Origin of the sequence: Desulfovibrio sp. Huiquan2017 (assembly GCF_017351175.1) — a bacterium.
Lineage (GTDB): Bacteria > Desulfobacterota > Desulfovibrionia > Desulfovibrionales > Desulfovibrionaceae > Pseudodesulfovibrio.
Map to the genome: position 1 here is coordinate 20,816 of NZ_JAFMPN010000011.1, position 12,232 is coordinate 33,047.

Annotated in this window: 10 protein-coding genes; 8 read left to right on the plus strand and 2 right to left on the minus strand. The window is 63.0% G+C overall.

Annotated elements, in window-relative coordinates:
• The first annotated feature begins 44 nt into the window (after positions 1–44).
• Positions 45–2,525 (plus strand): EAL domain-containing protein, encoded by a 2,481-nt coding sequence (locus J0909_RS10630; RefSeq protein ID WP_207262707.1) that lies wholly within the window; start codon positions 45–47, stop codon positions 2,523–2,525.
• 87 nt (positions 2,526–2,612) lie between these two features.
• On the opposite strand, the gene J0909_RS10635 is transcribed toward J0909_RS10630, so the two are convergent.
• A complete protein-coding gene (locus tag J0909_RS10635; RefSeq protein ID WP_207262709.1) occupies positions 2,613–3,371 on the minus strand; it encodes an RNA methyltransferase in 759 nt (252 codons plus the stop codon).
• 321 nt (positions 3,372–3,692) lie between these two features.
• Here J0909_RS10635 and J0909_RS10640 point away from each other — a divergent pair, with 321 nt between their 5' ends.
• The 7 genes from J0909_RS10640 (at position 3,693) to thpR (ending at position 10,919) form a co-directional block, all read left to right on the plus strand.
• Positions 3,693–4,661 carry a TAXI family TRAP transporter solute-binding subunit gene (locus J0909_RS10640; protein WP_207262711.1) on the plus strand — a complete coding sequence of 323 codons (969 nt, stop codon included), beginning with the start codon at positions 3,693–3,695 and terminating at the stop codon, positions 4,659–4,661.
• 216 nt (positions 4,662–4,877) lie between these two features.
• Complete coding sequence (locus tag J0909_RS10645) at positions 4,878–6,806, plus strand: TRAP transporter permease (RefSeq protein ID WP_207262713.1); 1,929 nt, start codon at positions 4,878–4,880, stop codon at positions 6,804–6,806.
• A 187-nt stretch (positions 6,807–6,993) separates the two neighbouring features.
• On the plus strand, positions 6,994–8,016 hold the full coding sequence (locus J0909_RS10650; protein ID WP_207262715.1) for a TAXI family TRAP transporter solute-binding subunit: 1,023 nt from the start codon (positions 6,994–6,996) through the stop codon (positions 8,014–8,016).
• Between the two features lie 263 nt (positions 8,017–8,279).
• Positions 8,280–9,599, plus strand: a complete 1,320-nt coding sequence (locus J0909_RS10655; RefSeq protein WP_207262717.1) for a malic enzyme-like NAD(P)-binding protein — start codon at positions 8,280–8,282, stop codon at positions 9,597–9,599.
• 179 nt (positions 9,600–9,778) lie between these two features.
• Complete coding sequence (locus J0909_RS10660; RefSeq protein WP_207262719.1) at positions 9,779–10,021, plus strand: phosphopantetheine-binding protein; 243 nt, start codon at positions 9,779–9,781, stop codon at positions 10,019–10,021.
• A gap of 161 nt (positions 10,022–10,182) precedes the next feature.
• Positions 10,183–10,362 (plus strand): hypothetical protein, encoded by a 180-nt coding sequence (locus J0909_RS10665; protein ID WP_207262721.1) that lies wholly within the window; start codon positions 10,183–10,185, stop codon positions 10,360–10,362.
• Between the two features lie 2 nt (positions 10,363–10,364).
• Positions 10,365–10,919 (plus strand): RNA 2',3'-cyclic phosphodiesterase, encoded by a 555-nt coding sequence (gene thpR, locus J0909_RS10670; RefSeq protein WP_207262723.1) that lies wholly within the window; start codon positions 10,365–10,367, stop codon positions 10,917–10,919.
• A gap of 167 nt (positions 10,920–11,086) precedes the next feature.
• Here thpR and J0909_RS10675 read toward each other — a convergent pair whose 3' ends face one another.
• Positions 11,087–11,854, minus strand: a complete 768-nt coding sequence (locus J0909_RS10675; RefSeq protein WP_207262724.1) for an exodeoxyribonuclease III — start codon at positions 11,852–11,854, stop codon at positions 11,087–11,089.
• Positions 11,855–12,232 lie beyond the last annotated feature (378 nt).

Consider the following 12,232-nt stretch of genomic DNA (forward strand, 5'->3'; position numbering starts at 1 on the left):
GAGAGTGCGATAGTCAGACACTCCGAACAGGATGACCCGCCGCCATGCCGCAGGACAAAAACACGCACTACCTCAAGTACGCCCCCATCAAGGTCCTTTTGCCCTCGGTCCTGATGCTTCTGCTCTTTACCGGTTCCATTTTCCTTTATCTCCTGCCGTCCGTGGAAACGACCCTGCTCGATGTCGAGAAGGAAAAGGTCGTGGAGATCACCGACACCGTGATCGGCACCCTAACGCACCTGAACGACATGGCCATGCGGGGCGAAATCTCCCTGGAATACGCCGAACGATTGGGCGCGGGTTTCGTCAAGGCCACCCGCTACGGCCCGAACGCCAAGGCCTACTTCTGGATCACGGACCTGACCCCCCGCATGATCATGCACCCCTACCGCCCGGAGCTGAACGGCCGGGACCTGACCGACTACCGCGACCGCGAGGGCAAGCGGATCTTCATGGAATTCGTTCGCGTGGCCAGGCGCACTCCGGACGCCTTCGTGAACTATTACTGGCAATGGCAGGACCAGCCCGACCGCATCGTCCGCAAGCTCTCGCACGTGCGCCTGTTCGCCCCATGGGGCTGGGTCCTCGGCACAGGACTGTACACCGACGAAGTGCAGACCGAAATCGGCGTGTACCGCGACCATGTGGCCCTGATCTTCCTCGGCATCCTTCTGTCCAGCGCCCTGCTTTCGCTGTACGTCATCCGGCAGGCGGGCATGACCGAGCGAAAGAAGATCCAGATCCAGGGACAACGGGAAAAGCTGGTCCGCGTGCTCCAGGAAAGCGAGGAGCGCTACCGGACCATCGCGGACTTCGGCTACGACTGGGAGATATGGATCGGCACGGACGGCGCGGTCCACTACTGCTCCCCGGCCTGCCAGCGGATTACCGGCCATCCGCCCGAGCGGTTCTTTGAAAGCCCCGGCCTGATCCGGGAAATCATCCTCAAGGACGACCTGGACGCCTGGGACGCCTATCTGGTGGAGGCCAATTCCGACCGGGGCGCTCCGCTGGACTTCCGCATCCTGACCGCCGACGGAAAGACCCGCTGGCTCGGCGCGGTCGGCCGGGCCGTGTCCGGCATCGGCGGCAAGCCGCTGGGCATGCGCCTGAGCTTCCGCGACATCACCGATCGCAAGGCCATGGAAGAGCAGCTCCGCCACCAGGCCCTGCACGATCCCCTGACCAACCTGGCCAACCGGACCCTGTGCCTGGACCGGCTGGGCCAGGCCATGCGAAGGGCCAAACGGCGCGAGAACTATTTCTTCGCGGTCGTCTTCCTGGACCTCGACCGCTTCAAGATCATCAACGATTCCCTGGGCCACCGCTTCGGCGACATGGTCCTGACCGAAACGGGCATCCGGCTGACCAGCGAAATGCGCGCCCTGGACACGGTCTCGCGATTCGGCGGCGACGAATTCGTCCTGCTCCTGGACGAGCTGTCCAGTCCGGGCGAGGCCATCCGCATCATCAAGCGCGTGCGCGAACGACTGTCCGAGCCGTTCCGCTTCAACGGCAACGAGGTCCAGACCACGGCCAGTTTCGGCATCGTCCTCAGCCCGGTGACGGACGGCAAGGCCGCCGATGTACTCCAGCACGCCAACATAGCCATGCACCGCGCAAAGGAGGCCGGACGCAACCGCTTCAAGGTCTTCACCGAACGCATGCTCGAAACGGCCGTGGATCAATTGACCCTGGAAAACGACATGCGCCGGGGGCTGGCCAACGACGAATTCCGCGTGGTTTATCAGCCGATCATGGATCTGGCCGGTTCGGACATCGTCGGCTTCGAGGCCCTGGCCCGTTGGGACCACCCGGACCGGGGAGCCATCCCGCCCGGCGAGTTCATCCCCATGGCCGAAGAGTCCGGGCTGATCATCCCGCTGGGCGAGTGGGTCCTGCAACAGGCCCTGCGCACCCTGGCCGGGTGGCGCAACGAAACCGAAGGCGTGGACGACATCTTCATGTCCGTGAACCTGTCGAGCAAACAGTTCGCACGCGTCGAGCTGGACAAGATTGTGGTCAAAACCCTGGATCGGTACGGGCTGCCGCCCTCCTGCCTCAAGCTCGAAATCACCGAGTCCTCCATCATGGGCAACCCCGAATCCTCCCTGCGCATCCTCAACCGGCTCAAGAAGGCCGGGGTGCACTTCTCCATCGACGACTTCGGCACGGGTTACTCCTCCCTGGCCCAACTCCAGCAACTGCCGGTGGACACCCTCAAGGTGGACCGGGCCTTCATCACGCGCATGCGCACCGACCCGGAGAACATGGAGATCGTCAGGGCGGTCATCGCTCTGGGGCACTCCCTGGACCTCAACGTGGTCGCCGAAGGCGTGGAAAACCCGGAACAGCTCTGCTCGTTGCTCAACCTGTCCTGCAACTGCGTCCAGGGCTTCTACTTCCACGAACCCATGAGCGCGGCCACGGCCCGGGAGCTGCTCAAGCAACGCACCACCGGGACCGCCGAACAAATCCGGCAAAAGATGGATGCGGCCAGGCGCGACTGCAAACCCGGGGAGTAGCCCGACGCGGACGCCCGACGCGAAAACGCCCTGCCCGGCAATGCCGGACAGGGCGTTTTCGTTCGGCCAACGCACGAACCGGGCGCGTCAGCGCGCGCCGCCCCCGCCCCTCGGGCCATACTTGTCCACAAACCAGCGTACCTGGCGGCAGACACCCATGAGCAGGTTGAACTCGTTGCGCTTCAAGTTGATCTTGCTGAAGAACCGGCGCACCGGGAGCATCCAGTAGTCCGGGTTGTCGTCCTTGAGGAAGTCGATGGCCAGCAGGGTTTCCTGGAGATTGGAGAACAGGGCTTCCTGTTCCTTGACCGTGGTCGGGCGCTCCTCGGGCGGGCCATCCGCCACGAGGGGGGCGGCCAGGGAGCGCTTGAAGCATTCGTACAGGACCACGACCACCGCTTGGGCCAGGTTCAGGGAAGTGCCCTCGCGATTGGTGGGGATGGTCATCAACCCGGAGCAAACGGCGGTCTCCTCGTTGGTCAGCCCCTTGTCCTCGGGACCGAAGACCACGGCCACCCGGCCGCCCGTGCGCAGCCGCTCGTCCACCACGTTCGCCAGGGTCTCGGGACTCATGATCCCCTTTCGCCAGCCCCCGGTGCGGGCCGTGGTGCCGAAAATCGCGGTGCAGCCCTCCACGGCCTGGGCCAGAGTGTCCACGATACGCGCCGACTCCAGGATGTGCCGGGCGTGGACCGTGGCCAGGGGCAGGGCCTTGTCCATATTGAAGTTGTACGGATCGACCACCACCAGACGGGACACGCCCATGTTCAGGCAGGCGCGGGCGGCGGAGCCGATATTCTCCGGGTATTTGGGGCGGAACAGGACCACCACGAGTTCATCCAGCATGGATACCCTCCTTGGGCATTGACGACGAGGCATGTACCACACCGGCCGGGGATGTCAAAACGCCCGTTGCGCGCCGCCGCAGGCGCCGGCCCCGCGTTCCCGGCCTCGGGGACATAAGAACTGGTTATGTAAAAGATAGTTAATTCAGGCAGAGAGAGCGGCATTACCGGAAAACGACATTGAATTATCCGTCATTCTGTGCGACAAGGGGATACCGGGTGGAATAGCCTTCCCCCGGGGGTGTGTCTTGCCGCCCACGCACTGCGGGGACGGTAAAAAGTTGCGGTCCTTATTAACTTCTGTGGTTCCTTAGGAGGAAACATGAAACGGATTTACATCCTGGTCTTTGCCCTTGCCCTAGTTTTCGGCATGTCTTTCGAAGCGCACGCCAAAAAACGCTATGTCTTCGGCGGCGGTCCGGCGGGCGGCACCTTCCAGATCGTCGCCAACGCCATCCAGGTCTTCGGTCCCATCAAAGACAATCCCGACTTTTCCATCAAGGCCCAGTCCTCGGGCGGCTCCACCGAGAACCTGCGCACGGTCAATGCGGGCCGTTGCGCCTTCGGCACCGTGTACGCGGGCGAGGTCTATCTCGGCCGTAACGGCAAGTTGACCGGCGATCCGAACAAGTACGAGAACATCCTGACCGTGGGCTATCTCTATGGCGCGCCCGCCCAGTTGGTCGTCCGCAAGGGGTCGGGCATCGCCTCTGCCAAGGACCTGGCCGGGAAAAAAGTCGGCGTGGGCAACGCCGGTTCCGGCGCGTTCGCCAACTGCGAACGGTTCTTCACCCACCTGGGCATCTGGGACAAGATCGAGCGCAACGCCATGGGCTACAACGACGCGGCCCAGGCCTTCGGCAACGAGCAGCTCGACGCCTTCTGGCTGCTGACCGCCTACCCGTCCGGGGCCGTCATCATGGCCGCCCAGACCAACGACATCGACCTGGTGGACGTCGGGGCGGATGCCGAGAACTCCGGCTATTACGCGGCCTACCCCTACTTCGGCAAGCTGACCATCCCGGCGGGCACCTACCGCGGGGTGGATCACGACACCCCCTCTTTCTTCGATTCCGCGCTGCTCGTGGCCAACGCCGACGTGCCCGCCGAGGACGTCTATCAACTCCTCAAGGCCGTCTGGTCCGAAGCGGGCCTGAAGCACATGGTCGAACAGAAGAAGACGTTCAAGGCCATGAGCGTGGCCGACGGCCTCAAGGGCATAAACCCGGCCGCCACGCCCCTGCACCCCGGTGCGGTGAAGTTCTGGAAGGAAATGGGCGTCCTGAAGTAGGCCCCCGCTCCCGACATCGTGCACGGGCGGGCCGCACGGTCCGCCCGCATCGCGCGCCCGGCGGACTCCGATCCCGCCCGCCGGGCCGCGCGCATGAAACCGATCCGCCTCGCTCGGCCCGGCCGATCTCCCGCCATGGGCGTTCGCCGCCCGGTCCGTCTCCGCGGCGCGGCACATTTTCAACCGCTGTCCCGGCGGGACAGCCGAGAGCGCGCAATGTACGACAAATTAAACAGATTCGAACAATACCTCTTCGACTTCCTGTCGGTGGCCATGGTCCTGTTCTATTCCTGGTCGGCCATCTTCGAACCGGCGGCGACCCAGTTCCACCGGGGCATATACGTGATCATCACGTACATCCTCGTCTTTCTCCTGAACAAGTCCAGAAGCAGGATCATGCGGGCCGTGGACTACCTGCTCATGCTCGCATCCCTCGTCTCGGTGGGGTATTGGATCCTCAATTTCGAGGCCATCAATTACCGCACGGGCATGGAGAACGGCATGGACAAGACCATGGCCATGATCGGCGTGCTGCTGGGCATCGAGCTGGCCCGTCGGGTGGTCGGCAACATCTTCGTCGTCATCGGCGTCCTCATGCTCCTGTTCGGCATGTACGGCGCGCACATGCCCGAGCTCATCGCCCACGCGGGCGCGAGCTTTCCGGACTTGTGCACCTCCATCTTCTACCGTTCGGACGGCGTGTTCGGCATCATGGCCAACGTGCTGGCCACCTACATCATCCTGTTCGTGCTCTTCGGGGCCTTCCTGGAAAAGTGCGGGGCTCAGCGGTTTTTCATCGACTTCCCCCTGGCCGCCGTGGGCCACAAGATAGGCGGCCCGGCCAAGGTCTCGGTCATCGCCTCGGGGCTGTTCGGGTCCATCTCGGGCTCGGCCATCGCCAACACCGTGTCCACCGGCACCTTCACCATCCCGATGATGAAAAAAGCGGGATTCAAGCCCCACGTGGCGGGCGGCATCGAACCCGCCGCATCCATCGGCGGCATGTTCATGCCCCCGATCATGGGCGCGGGCGGTTTCATCATGGCCGAAATGACCGGCCTGCCCTATTCCCACATCATGCTCGTGGCCATCTTCCCGGCCCTCATGTATTTCTTCTCGGTCTTCGTCATGGTCCATTACGAGGCCAAGAAGAACAACATCGTCGGTGAGCGCCACAAGGCCGGGGCCATGGACATCCTGCGCAAGGAGTGGCCCTACACCCTGCCGCTCATCCTGATCACCATCTTCATGCTCGCGGGCTACTCGCCCGGCTATTCGGCCATCGTCGGCCTGGCCGCCTGCATCGGGCTGTCCTTCAAGGACGAAGGGCGGCGCATCGACCCGACCCTGCTCCTGGTCATGGCCTTCATGGTCCTCTGCCCCTGGGTGGTCAAACTCGTCGGCAAGGCCGCGGGGCCCGAGGCAGTGACCGAGGTCAAGCCATACCTGTCCGGCCGCATCCTGTTGCTCTACGGCCTCATCGCGGCGGCCGCGCTCTACGTCTGGCGAGGACAGACCCCGGCAGGACTCAAATCCGAACTGGGGGCGTTCGTGGCCGCCTCGCGCGAAGGAACCATCAATTCCCTGAAAATCGGGGCCACCGTAGGCGTCATCGGCGTCATCATCGGCGTGCTGACCTACTCCGGCCTGGTCCTGACCTTTGCCGACATCGTCATCGAACTGGCCCACGGCAACCTGATCCTGACCATCCTGCTCATCGCCCTGGCCTCGCTGGTGCTCGGCATGGGCGTGCCCGTCACCGCCGCTTACCTGATCACCGCCGTGGTCGCGGTCCCGGCCCTGACCCACCTGGGCGTCAACGAAGTGGCCGCGCACATGATCGTCTACTGGCTTTCGCAGGACTCCAACATCACCCCGCCGGTGTGCATCGCCGCCTTCGCAGGCGCGACCATCGCCGGGGCCAATATGTGGCGCACCGCCTTCACCTCGTTCAAATTCGCCAAGTTCCTCTATCTCGCCCCGTTCCTCTTCGCCTATGTCCCGGCCTTCTCCCTGGACGCGCCCACCCGCGACATCATCCTCTGGTTCAGCGCCATCACCGTGGTCGTGTTCGCCTACGCCTGGTTCCTCAGCTTCATCTGGATCAAGCCGCTCAAGCGCTTCCTCGGCCTGACCCCGGCCTGAGCCGACGATTAGGGGACGGGGAGTGGCCGGCCGCTCCCCGTCCCCCTCGCACGCGATACTCTCAAGACATTATAATCTGCGGGGCAGGGGCGGTCTTCGTTGTCTTGACGGACGTCATGTGGCAAGAACTCGAACATCCGGACGCCGCCGCCCGGCGCGGCGCGAATCCACCGGCCCCGGAGGTTCAATGCCCCGCTTGTTTCCCGTTCTGTACCTGCTGTGCGGCCTGGCCGCCGCAGCCTTGGGCTGTACCTCGGAAAAACCGAACGACGCTCGCGCCACGCCTGCTTCGACTTCGGCCTCCCCTCAAGTGCTGATCATGAACGGCGGCCCGCACGGGGGCACCTTCAATGCCTTCACCGACAAGATGGCGGAGATGATCACCCGCGACGCGCCCTCCCTGCACGTGCAGGTCCGGCGGTCGAACGGCTCCAAGGACAACCTCCTGGCCCTATGCGCGAACCGGGCGGACATGGCCATTGTCAATGCGAGCGACGCCTTTCTGGGACGCACGGGCGCCCTGCTCTGCGCCAACAAGAAATACGCCGACGCCCGAAGCATGGCCTTCCTGTACAGGGCGCCGGCCCAGTTGGTGGTGCGCTCGGACTCGGGCTTCCACACGGTCCTCGACCTGCGTGGCAAGACCATTGCCGTGGGCAATTCCGGTTCGGGCGCGGCCCTGGCGGCCGAACGATTCTTCCGCCACCTCAAGCTCCGGGGGAAGTTGACGGTCCTGCACAAGGGATACGACGAGTCCTTCGCCGACCTCGCCTCGGGCGCAGTTGACGGGGTCTGGACCCTGACGAGCGCTCCCAATACGACGATCATGGAGGTGGCACGCAACCAGCCGGTACACCTGATGAATCTGCACGAAGCGGCCGTGGTCTCGGGGTTCTACCAACTCTATCCCTTCTATTCGCGGGCGACCATCCCGGCCGGGACCTATGTGGGCCAGGACGACCCAGTGCAGACCTTCCAGGACGCAGCCCTATGGTGCGCCCGCGCGGGGCTGGACGCCCAGGCCGTGTACGACAGCCTCGAGGCCGTATTCACCCAGCCCCGGCTCGACGAACTGCGCGCCATCCACGGCGCGTCCCGGGACATGGGCCCGCAGACCGCCGTCAACAACCTGCCCATCCCCCTGCATCCCGGTGCGGTCCGCTTCTGGGCCGAACGCGGCGTGCCCATCCCGGCCATCCTCATGCCCTAGGGCGTCTCTGCCCCCTCAAGACGAAAAACAGCCCAACCGGCCTGTTTGACCGAGCGCTCAACCAACAGGCCGCCAAGGATACGCAACCCCTTGCCATGTAAGGATGGATACTGCTTGACTGTAATTGAAAAACCTTCGTACCGTTGGTCATCTGTATTGCGGTCACACCAGTCTGCCGGAAAGGTTGCCGATCACGAGCCGCAACGGGCCGCGTTCCATTTCCCGCCCCAAAACGACTGGCCATAACTGAAGGAGGCCTCATCATGGCACTGTTCACCAAGGAAGAAGCGCTCAACTACCACTCCAGCAAACGCAAGGGCAAACTGGAGGTCGTTTCCATCAAGCCATGCAGGAATCAGAAGGACCTGTCCATGGCTTACAGCCCCGGCGTGGCCGAAGCCTGCCGCGCCATCCACGCGGACACGGAAAAGGTCTACGACTACACCAACAAGGGCAATCTGGTGGCGGTGGTCTCCAACGGCACCGCCGTGCTCGGCCTGGGCAACATCGGTCCCGAAGCGGGCAAGCCGGTCATGGAGGGCAAGGGCGTCCTGTTCAAGATCTTTTCCGACATCGATGTCTACGACCTGAACATCGCGGCCAAGACCCCGGACGAGGTGGTCGCCTTCTGCAAACTGCTGGAGCCCACCTTCGGCGGCATCAACCTGGAAGACATCAAGGCCCCCGAGTGCTTCGAGATCGAGACCCGCCTGAAAAAGGAAATGGGCATCCCGGTCTTCCACGACGACCAGCACGGCACGGCCATCATCTCGGCCGCGGGCATCATCAACGCCCTGGAAATCTCCGGCAAGAAGATCGACGAGATCAAGATCGTGGTCTCGGGCGCGGGCGCGGCGGCCATCGCCTGCTCCAACCTCTACGTGCACATGGGCGTCAAGCGCGAGAACATCTTCATGTTCGATTCGCGGGGCCTGATCCACGCCGGACGCGACGGGCTGAACGAATTCAAAAAGGCCTACGCCCAGGCCGAAAACAAGGGGTCGCTGGCCGACTGCATGGCCGGAGCCGACATGTTCCTGGGGCTGTCCGTCAAAGATGCCATCAACCAGGACATGGTCAAGACCATGGCCGACAACGCCATCATCTTCGCCTGCGCAAACCCGGACCCGGAAATTACCTACGACGCGGTCAAGCAGGTGCGCCCGGACATCATCATGGGTACCGGCCGGTCCGATTTCCCCAACCAGGTCAACAACGTGCTCGGCTTCCCGTTCATCTTCCGGGGCGCACTCGACTGCCGGGCCAAGACCATCAACGAGGAAATGAAAATCGCCGCCGCCGACGCCCTGGCCCGCCTGGCCAAGGAGCCGGTCTCCAAGGATATCTGCGAGGCCTTCGGCGTGGACAAGCTCGAATTCGGCATCGACTACATCATCCCCAAACCGCTGGACCCGCGCGTGCTCACATGGCTCGCCCCGGCCGTGGCCAAGGCCGCCATGGAAACCGGCGTTGCCCAAATCGAACTGGACCTCGACCAGTACGTCAAAAGCCTGGAAGCCCGCATGAAGGCCTCCAAGGCCCGCACCAAGCTCGTGGTCGACTCCTTCGGCTACGATTTCTAGGCAGCCCCACCCACAGACATAAAAAGGCCGGGCATGCGCCCGGCTTTTTTTTGACCCGGAAGGAGCGTCCGTCTTGATCAAGGCCCGGCTTCGGGGGTAGGGAGGAAATACCGGCACGGAGGCCGGATACGCCGCATCCGTCCGCCGAAAGGCCCGCAACTCGAAAGAGGAGAAATAGCATGGAACGGAAAGAAATTTTCAACATCATCCGGGCAGGGCTCACCTCGGAAACGGCATTGGACTGGGAGGCCATCTCCCCGGAAACCGAGTTGGCCGAAGAACTCCTCCCCGAATCGCTGGAGCGGTTCAAGTATCTGCTGGCCTTGGAGGAAGAGTTCAACATCGAGGTCAGGGACGAGGACGCCGAGTCTTGGCGCACCATCAACGACGTTATCGACTACCTCGAACAGCATGTGCCCTAGACGATGAGCCAGGCGGTTCCGCCCCCCGATATCGTCACCGGCGCGGGACCTCCCTTTCCCCTTGGGAAAAAATTCGGGAATACGCTTGAAGCGAATGCGTCTTTTTGAAGCATTCCTTACGGCGCGTTGCGCGAGGAAGCGTTGTCGTCTATGCTCCCGGCATGGACGAAATCACCCTCGACGATCTGCGGGAACTGACCGAGAAAAACGGTATCGACCCGGACCAACTATCGGCCATCGCCGAGGCTGACGGGCTGCCCGAAGACTTGCGCGCGGCCATGGCCGACATCCTCGGCGACCTGACCATTTTCGGCCAGGCGCTGGATGAAAAGGGCCGCTGAGCATGCCCAGGCTGTTCATCGGCATCGGATTGCCGGACGCTTACCGAAAAGCACTTTCCCCTCTGATAGCAAGTCTTTCCGAGCTTACCGATGCCAGCATCAACTGGTCCCGGCCAGGGACCTGGCACCTGACCCTGAAATTCCTGGGCGAGACCGACGAGACGCGCATTCCAGCCATCCGGAAGGCCCTGGCCGCCGTCGATTTCCCCGCCTTCCTCATGCAGCCCGGTACCGCCGGGGCGTTCCCTGACGCGAGACGCCCGAAGGTCCTCTGGCTCGGCCTGACCCAGGGGAGCGAATCCTGCGCCATCCTGGCCCAATCCATCGAGGACGCACTGGCCGGCATCGGTATCCCCCGCGAAAAAAAGCCCTTCCGTCCGCACCTGACCCTTGGCCGGGTGCGCAGGCCCGGGCCCGGCGACTGGAACGCGGTCCTCGACGCGGCGGGTGCCGCCGAATGGCCGCCCTTCACGGTAACTCGTTTCATCCTCTGGCAAAGCACCCTGGCCCCCGAGGGAGCCATCCACACACCCCTGGCCGAATTCCCCGCCCAATAATTCAACCACAACTTTAACAAACACCAAAACGCACGCCCCCACGAGGACGCGCGCCCTTGCCGCAGGCACACAAAAAGTTTGGGAAAGAGGAGGGATGGGGGTTCGGGGGAAGGGAGGGGAAAACCTTTTTCTCAAAAAGTTTTCCCCTCCCTTCCCCCGATTCGTCTTTACACGTCGATTTCCACGCCGATGGGGCAGTGGTCGGAGCCGAGGACGTCGGGTTCGATCCAGGCGCGGACGACCTTGTCCTTGAGTTCCTCGGACACAAAGAAGTAGTCGATACGCCATCCCGCGTTGTTCTTGCGGGCGTTGAAGCGGTAGGACCACCAGGAATAGTGGTGCGGGCCGTCCTCGAACAGCCGGAAGGTATCCACGTAACCGTGCTCGATGAACTTGTCGATCCAGGCGCGTTCCACGGGCAGGAAGCCGGACCGCTCACTGTTTGCCTTGGGGTTCTTGAGGTCGATTTCCCTGTGGGCGGTGTTGAAATCGCCGCCGACCACGATGGGCTTGGTCTTGCGCAGGCTTTCGGCGTGTTCGAGGAAGGTGTCGTAGAAGCCCATCTTGAAATCGAGGCGCTCGTCGGACATCTGGCCGTTGGGGAAATAGATGTTGAAGAGGTGGAAATCCGGGTATTCGAGGTGCAGCACGCGGCCCTCGTCGCGGAAGCGCTCGTCGGGCAGTCCGGTATCCCAGGCCAGGGGCTCGGGGTTGCTGAAGCAGGCCACGCCGGAATAGCCCTTCTTTTTCTTGGACCAGTTCCAATAGTGATTGGAAAAGGAGTCGGGTTCGCGCTCCTCCGGGGCGAGCTGATCCGGCTCGACCTTGGTCTCCTGAAGCATGACCACGTCGCCGCCGCAACCGTCCAGCCAGTCGCGGAAATCCTTCTTGAGCACGGCCCGGTAGCCGTTGACGTTCCAGGAATAGATGATCATTGGGCGTTCTCCTAGTGAAGAAGGGGAATCAGGAGGGGAATACCGCTTCGCGGCAAGGGTCGGATGACTTCGCCTCCGGCGGGCAAGGGCTCCCACCCTTGCATCCCATGTTGCGCCTTCGGCGCGGGCTGCCTTGTACTTCGCGCAGGGAAGACGGGATTTCCTCCCGTCTCCCAAAAAACGAAGGGGAACCGGCGCGGCCGATTCCCCTCATGCCGCGCGAACGGCGAAAACTAGTGCTCGTTGGGGGTGCTGATCTTGAGCATGACCAGCGCGGCGATGGTCAGGAACAGCCCCAGGAAAAACCAGAAATAACCCATCATGTTCGCATCCTCCACGTATGTAAGCAATTGTTGTTTTGCTCATAGCAGAAACCCG

Excerpts from the sequence above, each read along its gene's own strand:
- J0909_RS10630 (WP_207262707.1), top strand. The coding sequence starts at position 45 with ATGCCGCAGGACAAAAACACGCACTACCTCAAGTACGCCCCCATCAAG.
- J0909_RS10635 (WP_207262709.1), bottom strand. The coding sequence starts at position 3,371 with ATGCTGGATGAACTCGTGGTGGTCCTGTTCCGCCCCAAATACCCGGAG.
- J0909_RS10640 (WP_207262711.1), top strand. The coding sequence starts at position 3,693 with ATGAAACGGATTTACATCCTGGTCTTTGCCCTTGCCCTAGTTTTCGGC.
- J0909_RS10645 (WP_207262713.1), top strand. The coding sequence starts at position 4,878 with ATGTACGACAAATTAAACAGATTCGAACAATACCTCTTCGACTTCCTG.
- J0909_RS10650 (WP_207262715.1), top strand. The coding sequence starts at position 6,994 with ATGCCCCGCTTGTTTCCCGTTCTGTACCTGCTGTGCGGCCTGGCCGCC.
- J0909_RS10655 (WP_207262717.1), top strand. The coding sequence starts at position 8,280 with ATGGCACTGTTCACCAAGGAAGAAGCGCTCAACTACCACTCCAGCAAA.
- J0909_RS10660 (WP_207262719.1), top strand. The coding sequence starts at position 9,779 with ATGGAACGGAAAGAAATTTTCAACATCATCCGGGCAGGGCTCACCTCG.
- J0909_RS10665 (WP_207262721.1), top strand. The coding sequence starts at position 10,183 with ATGGACGAAATCACCCTCGACGATCTGCGGGAACTGACCGAGAAAAAC.
- thpR (WP_207262723.1), top strand. The coding sequence starts at position 10,365 with ATGCCCAGGCTGTTCATCGGCATCGGATTGCCGGACGCTTACCGAAAA.
- J0909_RS10675 (WP_207262724.1), bottom strand. The coding sequence starts at position 11,854 with ATGATCATCTATTCCTGGAACGTCAACGGCTACCGGGCCGTGCTCAAG.